Consider the following 16,753-nt stretch of genomic DNA (forward strand, 5'->3'; position numbering starts at 1 on the left):
CGAGTGCTTACTCGTCTTCCAGCTCGATGTTGATGCCCAGCGAGCGAATCTCTTTCAACAGAACGTTGAAGGATTCCGGCATGCCCGGTTCCATCTGATGGTTGCCGTCGACGATGTTTTTATACATCTTCGTACGACCATTCACGTCATCAGACTTAACGGTAAGCATTTCCTGCAGGGTGTATGCCGCGCCGTATGCTTCCAGCGCCCACACTTCCATCTCACCAAAGCGCTGACCACCGAACTGTGCTTTACCACCCAGCGGCTGCTGAGTAACCAGGCTGTAAGAGCCGGTTGAACGCGCATGCATCTTGTCATCCACCAGGTGGTTGAGTTTCAGCATGTACATGTAGCCCACAGTGACCGGACGCTCGAACTGCTCGCCGGTACGGCCGTCAAACAGCGTGATCTGGCCAGAAGTCGGCAAATCGCCAAGCTGCAGCAGCTCTTTGATTTCGCTCTCTTTCGCGCCGTCAAACACCGGCGTCGCGATCGGCATACCTTTTTTCAGGTTCTCAGCCAGACGCAACACTTCGTCATCAGAGAAGGTGTTGAGGTCAACGCGCTGACGCACGTCCGCGCCCAGGTCATAGGCGCGCTGGATGAATTCGCGCAGTTTCGCGACTTCTTCCTGACGCTTCAGCATGGCGTTGATCTTGTCGCCAATACCTTTCGCCGCCATACCCAGATGCGTTTCCAGGATCTGACCGATGTTCATACGCGACGGTACGCCCAGCGGGTTCAGTACGATGTCGACCGGCGTGCCGTTCTCGTCGTAAGGCATATCTTCGATCGGGTTGATCTTGGAGATAACACCTTTGTTACCGTGACGGCCTGCCATCTTGTCGCCCGGTTGAATCTGACGCTTAACGGCCAGATAGACCTTGACGATTTTCAGCACGCCCGGCGCGAGATCGTCGCCCTGGGTGATCTTGCGACGCTTGGCTTCGAGTTTTTTCTCAAACTCGTGCTTCAGTTCGTCGTACTGCTCAGCCAGCTGCTCCAGCGCGTTCTGCTTCTCTTCGTCGGTCAGGCCCAGCTCCAGCCAGCGCTCGCGCGGCAGCTTGTCGAGCTTATCGGCTTCCACGCCGCCGGAGATCAGCACGGCCTGGATACGGCCGAACAGGCCCGCTTCGAGGATCTGCAGTTCTTCAGACAGGTCTTTCTTCGCCTGCTTCAGCTGCATCTCTTCGATTTCCAGCGCACGTTTGTCTTTTTCCACGCCATCGCGGGTAAAGACCTGAACGTCGATAACGGTACCAGAGACGCCGTTCGGCACGCGCAGCGACGAATCTTTCACGTCGGAGGCTTTTTCGCCGAAGATAGCGCGCAGCAGTTTCTCTTCCGGCGTCAGCTGGGTTTCACCTTTCGGCGTTACCTTGCCCACCAGAATGTCGCCGCCGGTGACTTCTGCGCCGATATAAACGATGCCGGACTCATCCAGTTTAGAGAGCGCAGCCTCACCCACGTTCGGGATGTCAGCGGTGATCTCTTCTGGCCCCAGCTTGGTGTCGCGAGACACGCACGCCAGTTCCTGAATATGGATGGTGGTGAAACGATCTTCCTGAACCACACGCTCGGAAACGAGGATGGAGTCTTCGAAGTTGTAACCGTTCCACGGCATGAACGCGACGCGCATGTTCTGGCCAAGCGCCAGTTCGCCCAGGTCGGTTGACGGACCGTCAGCCAGCACGTCGCCGCGCTCGACCGGCTCGCCCAGCGACACACACGGCATCTGGTTGATGCAGGTGTTCTGGTTAGAACGGGTGTACTTAGTCAGGTTGTAGATGTCGATGCCCGCTTCGCCCGGATACATCTCGTCTTCGTTAACTTTGATAACGATACGGGATGCGTCGACGTACTGTACGGTACCGCCACGTTTCGCTACGGCGGTAACGCCGGAGTCGACCGCTACCGCGCGCTCCATACCGGTACCTACCAGCGGCTTGTCAGCGCGCAGCGTCGGTACGGCCTGACGTTGCATGTTCGCACCCATCAGGGCGCGGTTAGCATCGTCGTGCTCCAGGAACGGGATCAGCGACGCACCGACGGAAACCACCTGCTGGGTGGAAACGTCCATGTAGTCAACCTGATCGCGGCTGAACAGGCTCGATTCGCCTTTGCTACGGCAGGTGACGAGATCGTCAACGAAGTGACCTTCATCATCCAGCTGGGCGTTCGCCTGAGCGATAACGTAGTTACCCTCTTCGATTGCAGAGAGGTAATGGATTTCGTCAGAAACCACGCCGTCGATAACGCGACGATACGGGGTTTCCAGGAAACCGTACTCGTTGGTCTGCGCGTACACAGACAGCGAGTTAATCAGACCGATGTTCGGACCTTCAGGGGTTTCGATTGGACATACGCGACCGTAGTGGGTCGGGTGTACGTCTCGAACTTCGAAGCCGGCGCGCTCGCGCGTCAGGCCGCCTGGGCCGAGTGCAGAGATACGACGTTTGTGCGTAATCTCAGACAGCGGGTTGTTCTGATCCATAAACTGTGAGAGCTGGCTGGAGCCAAAGAACTCTTTCACCGCCGCCGAAATCGGCTTGGCGTTGATCATGTCCTGCGGCATCAGCGTGTCGAGGTCGCCCAGCGACAGACGCTCTTTCACCGCGCGCTCTACGCGAACCAGGCCAACGCGGAACTGGTTTTCCGCCATTTCGCCTACTGAACGAATACGACGGTTGCCGAGGTGGTCGATATCGTCCACTTCGCCTTTACCGTTACGGATGTCGATCAGCTTCTTCATCACTTCGATGATGTCTTCTTTGCTCAGGATGCCTGAACCTTCGATTTCATCACGCAGCAGCGAGCGGTTGAACTTCATGCGGCCAACAGCCGACAGATCGTAACGATCTTCAGAGAAGAACAGGTTCTCGAACAGGTTCTCCGCAGCTTCACGCGTCGGCGGCTCGCCAGGACGCATCATGCGGTAGATCTCAACCAGCGCGCTCAGGCGATCGTTGGTTGGGTCGACGCGCAGGGTCTCGGAGATGTACGGGCCGTGATCCAGATCGTTGGTGAACAGCGTTTCAATACGCTTGTGACCCGCCTGGCTCAGCTTGGCCAGCAGATCCATGGAGAGTTCCATGTTCGCCGGAACGATCAGTTCGCCGGTGCTCTCGTCGATGTAATCTTTCGCGACCACTTTGCCCGCAATGTACTCAACCGGGACTTCGATGTGCTGAATGCCATCTTTTTCCAGCTGACGAATGTGGCGCGCAGTGATGCGACGGCCTTTTTCGACGTAGACGTTGCCGTTGGCTTCGATGTCGAAAGAGGCGGTTTCGCCGCGCAGGCGCTCAGGCACCAGTTCCATCTGCAGCTTGTTGTCGCGAATCTCGAACACCACTTTCTCGAAGAACAGATCGAGGATCTGCTCAGTGGTGTAGTTCAGCGCGCGCAGAATGATACTGGCCGGCAGCTTGCGACGACGGTCGATACGTACGAACAGGTTGTCTTTCGGGTCGAACTCGAAGTCCAGCCATGAACCGCGATAAGGAATGATGCGTGCGTTATAGAGCACTTTACCCGATGAGTGGGTTTTACCTTTATCGCTGTCGAAGAAGACGCCAGGACTACGATGCAGCTGAGAAACGATAACGCGTTCGGTACCGTTGATCACAAAGGTACCGTTGTCGGTCATGAGCGGAATTTCGCCCATGTAGACTTCTTGTTCTTTAATGTCTTTTACGGTGCCTTCCGGCGCTTCGCGCTCGTAGATCACCAGACGCAGTTTGACGCGCAGCGGTGCGGAGAACGTCACGCCACGAATCTGACACTCTTTCACGTCAAAGACAGGTTCGCCCAGACGATAGCTGACGTATTGCAGCTCTGAGTTACCGCTGTAACTCTGAATGGGGAAGACGGAACGGAAGGCTGCTTCCAGTCCGTACTGACCTTCCGAATCTTGCTCGATGAACTTCTGAAACGAGTCAAGCTGGATAGAAAGGAGATAAGGTATGTCCAGTACTTGCGGACGTTTACCAAAATCCTTACGAATACGTTTTTTCTCGGTATAGGAGTAAACCATAGGGTTCCTCAGCTAGCTGACAAGTCGACCCACGCTGTCCGTCCTGAAGGACAGTTCATGCAACACTATTTTGTTTGATTCATGCGACACGGAGGCCACATGCAATACATCTTTCTATCACTCTTAAATCATTTCATTGCATTAGCATGGGCAGGGAACCCGCGCAGGAAAGCAGTATATTAAGTCGTCGATAGAAAAAGATATTGAAGAGCAGCGATGGACAAACAGTGCGAAACCCCATCAAGGCTCTTGAGCGCAAAAAGGCTGGTGACCCAAAAGCCACCAGCCATCAGCCTGATCTTACTCAGGCTGCAACCCAAAGGTTGTCTTACTTAACTTCAACGTCAGCGCCAGCTTCTTTCAGAGCAGCTTCAAGTGCAGCTGCGTCGTCTTTGCTGATGCCTTCTTTGATCACGCCAGTTGCTTCAACCAGGTCTTTGGCTTCTTTCAGGCCCAGACCAGTTGCGCTACGTACGGCTTTGATTACAGCTACTTTGTTCGCGCCAGCAGATTTCAGTACGACGTCGAATTCAGTTTTCTCTTCAACAGCTTCAGCCGGGCCAGCAGCAACAGCTACAGCGGCAGCAGCAGAAACGCCGAATTTTTCTTCCATAGCAGAAACCAGCTCAACTACTTCCATTACGGACATAGCGGCAACGGCTTCCAGAATTTGGTCTTTAGTGATAGACATGACAATTGTTCCTAAGAATCAGAAAAAGTTTATACGTTAGCAAGTGCGAAAGAAAAGAATTTGGCCTTAAGCCGCTTCTTTTGCATCGCGAACAGCAGCCAGAGTGCGGACCAGTTTGCCAGCAGCGGCTTCTTTCATGGTCGACATCAGACGTGCCAGTGCTTCTTCGTAAGTCGGCAGCGTTGCCAGACGGTCAATTTGTGCCGCCGGGATCAGCTCACCTTCAAAGGCTGCAGCTTTGACCTCAAATTTTGCATTCGCTTTCGCGAAATCTTTGAACAGACGAGCAGCAGCGCCCGGGTGTTCCATAGAGTATGCAATCAGGGTCGGACCAACAAACGTGTCTTTCAGGCACTCGAACTGAGTACCTTCAACGACGCGGCGCAGCAGGGTGTTACGAACAACACGCATGTAAACGCCAGCTTCACGACCTGCTTTACGCAGTTCGGTCATTTTATCAACGGTAACGCCGCGAGAATCCGCAACAACCGCTGACAGCGCGCCTTTGGCTACTTCGCTGACTTCAGCAACAATCGCTTGTTTGTCTTGAAGATTTAATGCCATTAGCTTTTGCTCCTGGATTTTGGCCGGAGATGAATTTCTCCGGAACTCACTTCACCTACCGACCCGAGGGAAGGTAAGCGCTAAAACACGGTGAGCAGAATCCAGTTAAGAAAAAATTCTTTTTGGCTCTGTCACCGTCTACGCAGGGGATTAAGCGTCGCATCCGAAGATGGGCCGCGCCTGCGGTCTTGGACGGAGGCCAGGAAAGGCCTGGCTCCAACCTACCCCGCCGTTTCCGTCGTCTCGCCGAAGCGAATGCGACAGTCACAGCGGGATATAAATTCAGTGTCTGTTTTACCAGAACAACGGGCGTAAGATTCTAGGTGAATTTTTCGCCCGTTTCAAGCAGCAATTAGTTTGCTGCTGCGTTCAGACCCGCCTGGTCGATGGCAACGCCAGCGCCCATGGTGGTAGACAGGCTGATTTTCTTGATGTAAACGCCTTTCGCCTGAGCAGGTTTCGCTTTTTTCAGCGCAACCAGCAGAGATTCCAGGTTTTCTTTCAGCTTGTCAGCGTCGAAGTCCACTTTACCGATGGTAGTGTGGATGATGCCGTTTTTGTCGTTACGGTAACGAACCTGACCCGCTTTAGCGTTTTTAACCGCTTCAGCGACGTTCGGCGTTACGGTACCGACTTTCGGGTTTGGCATCAGGCCACGCGGACCCAGAACCTGGCCCAACTGGCCAACAACGCGCATCGCATCCGGAGAAGCGATAACCACGTCAAAGTTCATTTCGCCTTTTTTGATCTGGTCAGCCAGATCTTCCATACCTACCAGCTCAGCGCCAGCTGCTTTAGCAGCTTCAGCGTTTGCGCCCTGGGTAAAGACGGCAACGCGTACTGAACGGCCAGTACCGTGCGGCAGAACGGTCGCACCACGAACGTTCTGGTCAGATTTACGTGCGTCGATGCCGAGGTTAACGGCAACGTCCACGCTCTCTACAAATTTAGCGGTAGCCAGTTCTTTCAGCAGAGCAACGGCTTCAGTAACGTCGTACTGTTTGGTCGCATCAACTTTGTCACGGATCACGCGCATGCGCTTGGTCAGCTTAGCCATTTCTTAGTCCTCCACTACCAGGCCCATGGAACGAGCGGTACCTTCGATAGAGCGAGTCATCGCTTCTACGTCAGCACCAGTCATGTCCGCAGCTTTGGTCTCTGCGATTTCACGTACCTGAGCACGGGTTACTTTACCGACTTTATCTTTGTTCGGCTTACCAGAACCAGACTTGATGCCCGCTGCTTTTTTCAGCAGAACGGCGGCCGGCGGAGTTTTGGTAACGAAGGTGAAAGAACGGTCGCTGTATACGGTGATAACAACCGGAGTAGGCAGACCTTTCTCCAGGGATTCCGTTTTGGCGTTGAACGCTTTACAGAATTCCATGATGTTAACGCCCTGCTGACCCAGAGCCGGACCTACCGGTGGGCTCGGGTTAGCCATACCCGCTGCAACCTGCAGCTTGACGTAGGCTTGTACTTTCTTGGCCATGATTTTTCCTCAGTTGGGTATAACGCCTGAAAAACAGGCTTCCCGTGATAACAGTTCACACGCTGTTGCCAGCGCATAAAAACAAAAGGCGCGAAATTATAGTTAAATTTCGCGCCTGCTGCAAGAGTCAAAATCTGAGCAAGGTGATTAACCTTTCTCCACCTGTCCGAAGTCCAGTTCGACCGGCGTTGCGCGGCCAAAGATTGAAACGGAAACTTTCAGGCGGCTCTTCTCGTAATCCACCTCTTCGACCACACCGTTGAAGTCGGCGAACGGGCCGTCGTTGACGCGCACCATTTCGCCCGGTTCGAACAGCGTTTTCGGACGCGGCTTATCACCCACCTGCTGCAGGCGGTTCATGATCGCATCCACTTCTTTATCGCTGATCGGCGCAGGGCGGTCAGAGGTGCCGCCGATGAAACCCATCACGCGCGGCACGCTGCGCACCAGGTGCCAGCTGGCGTCATTCATCACCATCTGCACCAGCACGTAGCCAGGGAAAAATTTGCGTTCGCTTTTACGACGCTGTCCGCCGCGGATCTCTACCACTTCTTCAGTAGGAACCATGACGTCGCCGAAAAGCTCTTCCATGTTGTGCAATTTGATGTGCTCGCGCAGCGACTGTGCTACGCGGCCTTCAAAGCCGGAAAACGCCTGCACGACGTACCAGCGTTTTTTTGGAGCTTCAGACATCTCAGAACCTCAGGCCAGTGATAAACGATACCAGACGGACCAGAATACCATCCAGCCCCCACAAAATCAGTGACATCACGGCGGTAACCGCGGCAACGATTAACGTGGTATGCAGCGTTTCCTGGCGAGTCGGCCAAATGACCTTACGCATTTCGGTGCGTGCTTCACGCGCAAAAGCCACGGTTGCTTTGCCTTTGACCGTCAGCAGCGCAATGCCGCCCGCGGCCGCAATCAGCACCACGACGGCCAGCGCGCGTAATGGCAGCGTCACATCGCGATAGATATAATTGCCTACGATGGCTACCAGCAGCAATGCAACAACAGCCAGCCACTTTATCGCTTCCAGGCCGCGCCCGCTCCCTTGAGCTTCGGTATTCGCACTCATAAACCAACCTGCCACAATAATTCAGAAACTATTTTGCCCCGCAAGGCGAGGCATCCAAACCGAATGAGCTTTTGGGCGTAACTCGGTATCCTACGCCGCGCAACAGAGCCTGTCTCAGCAATGATTATGATCGATAATCACTGATGAGCCAGGTTCTATATAACAGCGTGCAAAAAGGGCATCAAATGATGCCCTTTCCGTATGCATTGCGTCAAATGTTATCGTAATTAAGCGATAACTTCAGCAACAACGCCCGCGCCAACGGTACGGCCGCCTTCGCGGATTGCGAAGCGCAGACCCTGGTCCATCGCGATCGGATGGATCAGAGTAACGGTCATTTTGATGTTGTCGCCCGGCATTACCATCTCAACGCCTTCCGGCAGTTCGATGTTGCCAGTCACGTCAGTTGTACGGAAGTAGAACTGCGGACGGTAGCCTTTGAAGAACGGAGTGTGACGACCGCCTTCTTCTTTGGACAGAACGTAAACTTCTGACACGAAAGTGGTGTGCGGCTTGATTGAGCCCGGCTTAGCCAGTACCTGGCCACGCTCGATCTCTTCACGCTTGATACCACGCAGCAGAACGCCGACGTTCTCACCAGCCTGACCCTGATCCAGCAGTTTGCGGAACATTTCAACGCCGGTACAGGTTGATTTCGCGGTGTCTTTGATGCCCACGATTTCAACTTCGTCGCCGACTTTCACGATACCGCGCTCAACACGACCGGTAACAACGGTACCACGGCCAGAGATTGAGAATACGTCTTCGATCGGCAGCAGGAACGGCAGGTCGATTGCGCGAACCGGATCCGGGATGTAGGTATCCAGGTGGCCAGCCAGCTCAACGATCTTCGCTTCCCACTCAGCGTCGCCTTCCAGCGCTTTCAGCGCAGAACCGCGAACGATCGGGGTGTCGTCGCCCGGGAAGTCGTACTGTGACAGCAGGTCACGCACTTCCATCTCAACCAGCTCCAGCAGCTCTTCGTCATCAACCATGTCGCACTTGTTCAGGAACACGATGATGTACGGAACGCCAACCTGACGACCCAGCAGGATGTGCTCACGGGTCTGCGGCATCGGGCCGTCAGTCGCAGCAACAACCAGGATAGCGCCGTCCATCTGCGCAGCACCGGTGATCATGTTTTTCACATAGTCGGCGTGGCCCGGGCAGTCAACGTGCGCGTAGTGGCGAGACGGGGTTTCATACTCAACGTGAGAGGTGTTGATGGTGATACCGCGTGCTTTCTCTTCCGGCGCGTTATCGATCTGGTCGAATGCGCGAGCCTGGCCGCCGTAGGTTTTAGCCAGAACGGTGGTGATTGCTGCAGTCAGGGTGGTTTTACCGTGGTCAACGTGACCGATGGTGCCCACGTTTACGTGCAGTTTGTTACGTTGAAATTGCTCTTTAGCCATCGCTTGTCCCTCTAAGACACGGATATATCAAAGATATCATCACATCAACCAGGCTTTGCCTGAATGCAGGATTTACAGAGAGAGAATCAGGGAGGAGATAAAGGAAGTGGTGCTGATACCCAGAGTCGAACTGGGGACCTCACCCTTACCAAGGGTGCGCTCTACCAACTGAGCCATATCAGCACATCTGGAGCGGGCAGCGGGAATCGAACCCGCATCATCAGCTTGGAAGGCTGAGGTAATAGCCATTATACGATGCCCGCATCCTGGAACTCGGCTACCTGTTCTTTCTGTAGCTTGTGAATAATAAGAGATGTTCCCCTACTATTCGAAGTCTGCCAGCGTTGCTGACCGACTTTAACTGTGCCGAAGCGCAGTTTGAATTTGGGGTGAGAGAAGTGACTCACCGACAGACAAACAGGTTGTTTATCTGCTCCCAACCGACAAGGTTGAGATGGTGGTGGGAGAAGGATTCGAACCTTCGAAGTCTGTGACGGCAGATTTACAGTCTGCTCCCTTTGGCCGCTCGGGAATCCCACCTACTTGATGGTGCCGGCTACCGGAATCGAACTGGTGACCTACTGATTACAAGTCAGTTGCTCTACCAACTGAGCTAAGCCGGCATCAAGTGACGCGCATTCTAGGAAGGTCGGGGACAGGATGCAACAAAAAAATCGCTGAAATAACTCTATCGCTTACTATTTGTGCAAATCCTCGCATTTTAGCGTTTTAGTGAAGGAAATTTAGACGATTCCGGCGAATTTCATTTAGCTGCGACCCTGTTTTCATCGCGTAAAATCAGCAAGCCCGAAGGCAGCCGCGCGTTTTTTTTGCACGCTTGACGAGGGTAGAAATAAAAAAATTTTTGCGGCGGCGCATTTTTCCCGCGGCCAGCAAAAAAGATTACGCATAAGTCAGGGACTCTGCCGAGCGAGTTTGTAAAATCCCTGGCGTGCCGAAGCCGGGCTTATGCGCAGCCGCTTGCGAAAGCGTGCGCGTATTTATCATTTTTCTTCTTTTTATTATCACACTGATGTTAACCTCCAGCCCATTGTTCTCAGTAAAGACCTTGTGACATGCCGCTATGGTTCTCATATCGCTACAGGTTTTTAATCTGCGTGATATGAATCAGCCCTGGTAGCAGTCAGACGCATACTTATGAATAAAAAGAATTCACCTCTGACCACGCCCTATTTAGAGTTCACGCGTAAGCAGTGGGCCGCCCTACGTAATTCTGTGCCGATGACCTTAACGGAAGAGGAGATCGCGCAGCTGAAAGGCATTAATGAAGATCTGTCTCTGGAAGAGGTCGCAGAGATCTACCTGCCTTTATCGCGCCTGCTTAACTTCTATATCAGCTCTAACCTGCGTCGTCAGGCAGTGCTGGAGCAGTTTCTGGGTACTGACGGCCAGAAGATCCCTTACATTATCAGCATCGCCGGCAGCGTGGCCGTGGGGAAAAGCACCACCGCGCGCGTCTTGCAGGCGCTGCTGAGCCGCTGGCCCGAGCATCGCAAAGTAGAGCTTATTACCACCGATGGCTTTCTGCATCCTAATGCGGTGCTGAAAGAGCGCGGCCTGATGAAGAAGAAAGGCTTCCCTCAGTCTTATGATATGCATCGGCTGGTTAACTTCGTTTCCGCGCTGAAATCAGGCGCCAGTCAGGTCACGGCGCCGGTTTATTCTCATCTGGTGTATGACGTTATCCCGGACGGCGATAAAGTGGTGCATCAGCCCGATATACTGATTCTCGAAGGCCTGAATGTTCTGCAGAGCGGGATGGATTATCCTCACGATCCACATCACGTTTTTGTGTCAGACTTCGTCGATTTCTCTATCTATGTAGATGCGCCTGAAGATCTGCTGCAGCGCTGGTATATCAATCGCTTTTTAAAATTCCGTCAGGGCGCTTTTACCGATCCCGATTCCTATTTCCATCACTATGCGCAGCTCTCTGAAGAGGAGGCCGTGCAGATCGCTACTGGGCTATGGAAAGAGATCAACTGGCTGAATTTAAAAGAGAACATATTGCCGACCCGCGAGAGAGCCAGTTTGATTATGACCAAAGGCGGCAACCATGCCGTCGACAGGGTCAGACTCCGGAAATAGCATTAAAAAAGCCTGCATCGCGCAGGCTTTTTATTTATTACTGTGGGCGAAGGGATATTTCGCCGCCTACCCAGGACTTCACCTCGCCATCCTGTTCAAGCAGCAGCCCGCCCTGCTTATCTATGCCGCGCGCGATGCCGTGAATCTCGCGTTCGCCGATTAATAGCTTAACAGGACGATTAAAGAAGTTATCCAGCGCTTTCCAGCGCTCGGTGAAAGGCGCTAACCCTTCACGTTCAAAGAGCGGCAGCGCCTCGCGCAGGCTGTTTATCAGCTTTGCGGCCAGATCGTTTCGGTCAATCGCAATCCCTGCCTCCTGCAGATTGATCCAGCCCTGATTGATCTGCGCCGCCTCCGCGCCGCGCATCGCCAGATTGATACCGGCGCCCATCACAATTTGCGCGGCGTCGCCTGTTTTTCCCGTTAGCTCAACCAGAATGCCCGCCAGCTTGCGATCCTGTAGGTAGAGATCGTTAGGCCACTTCACGCGTACGTCGTGCGCGCCCAGCTGCTGCAGGGTTTCGGCAATGATAATGCCGATCACCAGACTCAGTCCCATCGCTGCCGCAGGGCCCTGCTCGAGACGCCAGTACATCGACATATAGAGATTAGCGCCGAAAGGTGAGAACCATTGCCGTCCTCGACGTCCTCGGCCCGCCTGCTGGTATTCGGCGATACAGGCATCGCCTGATTGCAGCTCGTTCATCCGCTCCAGCAGGTACTGGTTGGTTGAGTCGATAACAGGAATGATCGCCAGGTTAGGCTGATGCAGCTGCGCCAGTATCGCCTCTTCATTCAACAGCTGCATCGGCGCCGGCAGGCTATAGCCTTTGCCCGTGACCGTATAGATATCCAGACCCCAGCTTTTAAGCGTCTGGATATGTTTGTTGATCGCCGCCCGGCTCATTCCTAGTGATTCGCCAAGCTGTTCGCCGGAATGAAACTCGCCGTCAGAGAGTATTTCGACCAGCTTTAACGGGATGCTATGGTCTTTCATCGGATTGCCTCTACAGCGTTGCACTCGCCCTGTGCCGCGATGAAGCGAACTTCGGGTTCAAGCCATACATTGAATTTTTGTCCGACGCGGGCGCGTACGGCTTTCGCCAGCGCGACGATATCCTGAGAGGTGGCGTGTTCGGCGTTAATCAGCACCAGCGCCTGCTGCTGATGCACTGCCGCGCCGCCGACGCGAAACCCTTTCAGCTGGCACTGATCGATTAACCAGCCCGCCGCCAGTTTTACCTCGCCCTCTTTCTGCGGATAGAAAGGCATTTCCGGATAGGTAAGCTTCAGCTGCTCTGCCTGCTCGCGGCTTATCAGCGGATTTTTAAAGAAGCTGCCAACATTACCCGTCACGCGCGGATCGGGCAGCTTGCTCTGACGCATATGGCATACGGCGTGAAAGATTTCCCAGGCGGTCACCGTGGCGGGATTGAGACGCGTCAAATCACCATAGGTCAGCACCGGCTGCCAGCTTTTTTTCAGCCTAAGCCCCACGGCGATAATGGCATATCCCTGCTGGTACTGATGCTTAAAGATGCTGTCGCGATAACCGAATGCGCACGCTTCGCGTGACAGACGCTGCGTCGCCCCCGTCTCCAGGTTTAGTACATCGACATAGTCGCAAACATCTTTGAACTCAACGCCATAGGCGCCGATATTTTGTATCGGCGCCGAGCCTGACATACCGGGGATCAACGCCAGGTTTTCGAGTCCAGCGATCCCCTTTTGGAGGGTCGCCTCAACAAGGGCGTGCCAGTTTTCACCGGCACCGACGTGCAGCTTCCAGACGTCTTCCTGCTCCTGAATTTCGATGCCTTTAATGCGGTTAAGCACAACAGTGCCGGCAAAATCGTCCAGAAAAAGTACGTTACTGCCTTCGCCCAGCAGAATAAATGGCTGATGCGCGGCTCTGGCATCTCGCCAGGCGTTGAGGATCATTTCCGGCGTCTCAGCGAGAATGCGATCGCGTGCGTAGATCGCCAGACCAAGGGTGTTGTCAGCTTGCAGAGAAGGATACTGGTGGGACATTATGCGGCCTTTACGAAATTATCTGCGCGTAGTTTACCGCATCAGTTCAGGCTTGTAGGGAAGTTTTGATGGCGTTGCGCCGGGAAATGAAGCTTTTTTCGCCGATCGCCAGACGTAAAAAAGCCCTCTGCGTCAGCAGAGGGCTTTTTTGTTTGGATGCCTGGCAGTTCCCTACTCTCGCATGGGGAGGCCCCACACTACCATCGGCGCTACGGCGTTTCACTTCTGAGTTCGGCATGGGGTCAGGTGGGACCGCCGCGCTAAGGCCGCCAGGCAAATTCTGTCTCCGCGCCGCCCGCAGGCCGCGCAGAATATATCCGTCACAAGCTGAAAATCTCGCGTCTCACAAAACGCCTCTGGCGTTGTAAGGTTAAGCCTCACGGGTCATTAGTACCGGTTAGCTCAACGCATCGCTGCGCTTACACACCCGGCCTATCAACGTCGTCGTCTTCAACGTCCCTTCAGGACCCTCAAGGGGTCAGGGAAAACTCATCTCGGGGCAAGTTTCGTGCTTAGATGCTTTCAGCACTTATCTCTTCCGCACTTAGCTACCGGGCAGTGCCATTGGCATGACAACCCGAACACCAGCGGTGCGTTCACTCCGGTCCTCTCGTACTAGGAGCAACCCCCCTCAGTTTTCCAGCGCCCACGGCAGATAGGGACCGAACTGTCTCACGACGTTCTAAACCCAGCTCGCGTACCACTTTAAACGGCGAACAGCCGTACCCTTGGGACCTACTTCAGCCCCAGGATGTGATGAGCCGACATCGAGGTGCCAAACACCGCCGTCGATATGAACTCTTGGGCGGTATCAGCCTGTTATCCCCGGAGTACCTTTTATCCGTTGAGCGATGGCCCTTCCATTCAGAACCACCGGATCACTATGACCTGCTTTCGCACCTGCTCGAGCCGTCACTCTCGCAGTCAAGCTGGCTTATGCCATTGCACTAACCTCCTGATGTCCGACCAGGATTAGCCAACCTTCGTGCTCCTCCGTTACGCTTTGGGAGGAGACCGCCCCAGTCAAACTACCCACCAGACACTGTCCGCAGCCCGGATTACGGGCCTACGTTAGAACACCAGCCATTAAAGGGTGGTATTTCAAGGACGGCTCCACGCAGACTGGCGTCCACGCTTCAAAGCCTCCCACCTATCCTACACATCAAGGACCAGTGTTCAGTGTCAAGCTGTAGTAAAGGTTCACGGGGTCTTTCCGTCTTGCCGCGGGTACACTGCATCTTCACAGCGATTTCAATTTCACTGAGTCTCGGGTGGAGACAGCCTGGCCATCATTACGCCATTCGTGCAGGTCGGAACTTACCCGACAAGGAATTTCGCTACCTTAGGACCGTTATAGTTACGGCCGCCGTTTACCGGGGCTTCGATCAAGAGCTTCTCCTTACGGATAACCCCATCAATTAACCTTCCGGCACCGGGCAGGCGTCACACCGTATACGTCCACTTTCGTGTTTGCACAGTGCTGTGTTTTTAATAAACAGTTGCAGCCAGCTGGTATCTTCGACTGGCCTCGGCTCCGGGAGCAAGTCCCTTCACCTACGCGCCAGCGTGCCTTCTCCCGAAGTTACGGCACCATTTTGCCTAGTTCCTTCACCCGAGTTCTCTCAAGCGCCTTGGTATTCTCTACCTGACCACCTGTGTCGGTTTGGGGTACGATTTCGTGTTGCCTGGAGCTTAGAGGCTTTTCCTGGAAGCAGGGCATTTGTTGCTTCAGCACCGTAGTGCCTCGTCGTCACGCCTCAGCCTTAAGCATCCGGATTTGCCTGGATGCTCAGCCTACACGCTTAAACCGGGACAACCGTCGCCCGGCCAACATAGCCTTCTCCGTCCCCCCTTCGCAGCAACACCAAGTACAGGAATATTAACCTGTTTCCCATCGACTACGCCTTTCGGCCTCGCCTTAGGGGTCGACTCACCCTGCCCCGATTAACGTTGGACAGGAACCCTTGGTCTTCCGGCGAGCGGGCTTTTCACCCGCTTTATCGTTACTTATGTCAGCATTCGCACTTCTGATACCTCCAGCATGCCTCACAGCACACCTTCAACGGCTTACAGAACGCTCCCCTACCCAACAGTATCGCTACTGCTGCCGCAGCTTCGGTGCATGGTTTAGCCCCGTTACATCTTCCGCGCAGGCCGACTCGACCAGTGAGCTATTACGCTTTCTTTAAATGATGGCTGCTTCTAAGCCAACATCCTGGCTGTCTGGGCCTTCCCACATCGTTTCCCACTTAACCATGACTTTGGGACCTTAGCTGGCGGTCTGGGTTGTTTCCCTCTTCACGACGGACGTTAGCACCCGCCGTGTGTCTCCCGTGATAACATTCTCCGGTATTCGCAGTTTGCATCGGGTTGGTAAGCCGGGATGGCCCCCTAGCCGAAACAGTGCTCTACCCCCGGAGATGAGTTCACGAGGCGCTACCTAAATAGCTTTCGGGGAGAACCAGCTATCTCCCGGTTTGATTGGCCTTTCACCCCCAGCCACAGGTCATCCGCTAATTTTTCAACATTAGTCGGTTCGGTCCTCCAGTTAGTGTTACCCAACCTTCAACCTGCCCATGGCTAGATCACCGGGTTTCGGGTCTATACCCTGCAACTTAACGCCCAGTTAAGACTCGGTTTCCCTGCGGCTCCCCTATACGGTTAACCTTGCTACAGAATATAAGTCGCTGACCCATTATACAAAAGGTACGCAGTCACCCCACAAAGAGGCTCCCACTGCTTGTACGTACACGGTTTCAGGTTCTGTTTCACTCCCCTCGCCGGGGTTCTTTTCGCCTTTCCCTCACGGTACTGGTTCACTATCGGTCAGTCAGGAGTATTTAGCCTTGGAGGATGGTCCCCCCATATTCAGACAGGATACCACGTGTCCCGCCCTACTCATCGAGCTCACAGAATGTGTGTTTTCGTGTACGGGAGTGTCACCCTGTACCCTGCGACTTTCCAGACGCTTCCACTAACACACAAGCTGATTCAGGCTCTGGGCTGCTCCCCGTTCGCTCGCCGCTACTGGGGGAATCTCGGTTGATTTCTTTTCCTCGGGGTACTTAGATGTTTCAGTTCCCCCGGTTCGCCTCGCAACACTATGTATTCATGTTGCGATAGTGTGTCGAAACACACTGGGTTTCCCCATTCGGACATCGCCGGCTGTTGCGGTTCATATCACCTTGCCGGCGCTTTTCGCAGATTAGCACGTCCTTCATCGCCTCTGACTGCCAGGGCATCCACCGTGTACGCTTAGTCGCTTAACCTCACAACCCACAGGCGTCTTGCGACGTCGCGGATGTGATTATTGAGAGACTCGAACGCGCCGCCTTTACTCCCT

Annotated in this window: 11 protein-coding genes, 4 tRNA genes and 2 rRNA genes; 1 reads left to right on the forward strand and 16 read right to left on the reverse strand. The window is 54.2% G+C overall.

Going from position 1 to position 16,753, the window contains the following annotated elements:
* Positions 1-7: 7 nt before the first annotated feature.
* From rpoB to AC6I7Z_RS18060, 12 genes are all read right to left on the reverse strand, one after another.
* Positions 8-4,036 (reverse strand): DNA-directed RNA polymerase subunit beta, encoded by a 4,029-nt coding sequence (rpoB, locus tag AC6I7Z_RS18005; protein ID WP_048786719.1) that lies wholly within the window; start codon positions 4,034-4,036, stop codon positions 8-10.
* 328 nt (positions 4,037-4,364) lie between these two features.
* Complete coding sequence (gene rplL, locus AC6I7Z_RS18010) at positions 4,365-4,727, reverse strand: 50S ribosomal protein L7/L12 (RefSeq protein WP_033755825.1); 363 nt, start codon at positions 4,725-4,727, stop codon at positions 4,365-4,367.
* A gap of 66 nt (positions 4,728-4,793) precedes the next feature.
* Complete coding sequence (gene rplJ / locus AC6I7Z_RS18015; protein ID WP_011091858.1) at positions 4,794-5,291, reverse strand: 50S ribosomal protein L10; 498 nt, start codon at positions 5,289-5,291, stop codon at positions 4,794-4,796.
* Between the two features lie 352 nt (positions 5,292-5,643).
* Complete coding sequence (rplA, locus tag AC6I7Z_RS18020) at positions 5,644-6,348, reverse strand: 50S ribosomal protein L1 (protein ID WP_033755823.1); 705 nt, start codon at positions 6,346-6,348, stop codon at positions 5,644-5,646.
* Between the two features lie 3 nt (positions 6,349-6,351).
* Positions 6,352-6,780 carry a 50S ribosomal protein L11 gene (gene rplK / locus AC6I7Z_RS18025; protein ID WP_013507401.1) on the reverse strand — a complete coding sequence of 143 codons (429 nt, stop codon included), beginning with the start codon at positions 6,778-6,780 and terminating at the stop codon, positions 6,352-6,354.
* Positions 6,781-6,927: 147 nt separating this feature from the next.
* The gene (nusG, locus tag AC6I7Z_RS18030; protein ID WP_012439920.1) at positions 6,928-7,473 is read right to left on the reverse strand and encodes a transcription termination/antitermination protein NusG; all 546 of its coding nucleotides are present in this window, start codon (positions 7,471-7,473) and stop codon (positions 6,928-6,930) included.
* A gap of 1 nt (position 7,474) precedes the next feature.
* Positions 7,475-7,858, reverse strand: coding sequence for a preprotein translocase subunit SecE (gene secE, locus AC6I7Z_RS18035; protein ID WP_033755817.1), 384 nt, complete (start codon positions 7,856-7,858; stop codon positions 7,475-7,477).
* 227 nt (positions 7,859-8,085) lie between these two features.
* Positions 8,086-9,270, reverse strand: coding sequence for an elongation factor Tu (gene tuf / locus AC6I7Z_RS18040; RefSeq protein WP_033752981.1), 1,185 nt, complete (start codon positions 9,268-9,270; stop codon positions 8,086-8,088).
* Positions 9,271-9,377: 107 nt separating this feature from the next.
* Positions 9,378-9,453, reverse strand: a tRNA-Thr gene (locus tag AC6I7Z_RS18045).
* 5 nt (positions 9,454-9,458) lie between these two features.
* Positions 9,459-9,533: transfer RNA gene (locus AC6I7Z_RS18050), tRNA-Gly, on the reverse strand.
* A 192-nt stretch (positions 9,534-9,725) separates the two neighbouring features.
* Positions 9,726-9,810, reverse strand: a tRNA-Tyr gene (locus AC6I7Z_RS18055).
* A gap of 7 nt (positions 9,811-9,817) precedes the next feature.
* Positions 9,818-9,893: transfer RNA gene (locus AC6I7Z_RS18060), tRNA-Thr, on the reverse strand.
* 535 nt (positions 9,894-10,428) lie between these two features.
* On the opposite strand from AC6I7Z_RS18060, the gene coaA reads away from it, so the two are divergent.
* Positions 10,429-11,379 carry a type I pantothenate kinase gene (gene coaA / locus AC6I7Z_RS18065; RefSeq protein ID WP_033756003.1) on the forward strand — a complete coding sequence of 317 codons (951 nt, stop codon included), beginning with the start codon at positions 10,429-10,431 and terminating at the stop codon, positions 11,377-11,379.
* 37 nt (positions 11,380-11,416) lie between these two features.
* Here the strand turns inward: coaA and birA are convergent, their stop codons facing one another.
* The 4 genes from birA to AC6I7Z_RS18085 all read right to left on the reverse strand — a co-directional run bounded on the left by birA (position 11,417) and on the right by AC6I7Z_RS18085 (position 16,679).
* The gene (gene birA / locus AC6I7Z_RS18070; protein ID WP_497815208.1) at positions 11,417-12,376 is read right to left on the reverse strand and encodes a bifunctional biotin--[acetyl-CoA-carboxylase] ligase/biotin operon repressor BirA; all 960 of its coding nucleotides are present in this window, start codon (positions 12,374-12,376) and stop codon (positions 11,417-11,419) included.
* Positions 12,373-13,410, reverse strand: a complete 1,038-nt coding sequence (gene murB / locus AC6I7Z_RS18075) for a UDP-N-acetylmuramate dehydrogenase (protein WP_497815209.1) — start codon at positions 13,408-13,410, stop codon at positions 12,373-12,375. The genes birA and murB overlap by 4 nt, the downstream gene beginning before the upstream one ends.
* A gap of 158 nt (positions 13,411-13,568) precedes the next feature.
* Positions 13,569-13,684 (reverse strand): 5S ribosomal RNA (rrf, locus tag AC6I7Z_RS18080).
* Between the two features lie 92 nt (positions 13,685-13,776).
* Positions 13,777-16,679: ribosomal RNA gene (locus tag AC6I7Z_RS18085) — 23S ribosomal RNA — on the reverse strand.
* Positions 16,680-16,753 lie beyond the last annotated feature (74 nt).

It is taken from the genome of Pantoea sp. X-Soil-MYKO-1289, from assembly GCF_059730625.1.

Coding starts and splice junctions, on each gene's coding strand:
- rpoB (WP_048786719.1), bottom strand. CDS start 4,036: ATGGTTTACTCCTATACCGAGAAAAAACGTATTCGTAAGGATTTTGGT.
- rplL (WP_033755825.1), bottom strand. CDS start 4,727: ATGTCTATCACTAAAGACCAAATTCTGGAAGCCGTTGCCGCTATGTCC.
- rplJ (WP_011091858.1), bottom strand. CDS start 5,291: ATGGCATTAAATCTTCAAGACAAACAAGCGATTGTTGCTGAAGTCAGC.
- rplA (WP_033755823.1), bottom strand. CDS start 6,348: ATGGCTAAGCTGACCAAGCGCATGCGCGTGATCCGTGACAAAGTTGAT.
- rplK (WP_013507401.1), bottom strand. CDS start 6,780: ATGGCCAAGAAAGTACAAGCCTACGTCAAGCTGCAGGTTGCAGCGGGT.
- nusG (WP_012439920.1), bottom strand. CDS start 7,473: ATGTCTGAAGCTCCAAAAAAACGCTGGTACGTCGTGCAGGCGTTTTCC.
- secE (WP_033755817.1), bottom strand. CDS start 7,858: ATGAGTGCGAATACCGAAGCTCAAGGGAGCGGGCGCGGCCTGGAAGCG.
- tuf (WP_033752981.1), bottom strand. CDS start 9,270: ATGGCTAAAGAGCAATTTCAACGTAACAAACTGCACGTAAACGTGGGC.
- coaA (WP_033756003.1), top strand. CDS start 10,429: ATGAATAAAAAGAATTCACCTCTGACCACGCCCTATTTAGAGTTCACG.
- birA (WP_497815208.1), bottom strand. CDS start 12,376: ATGAAAGACCATAGCATCCCGTTAAAGCTGGTCGAAATACTCTCTGAC.
- murB (WP_497815209.1), bottom strand. CDS start 13,410: ATGTCCCACCAGTATCCTTCTCTGCAAGCTGACAACACCCTTGGTCTG.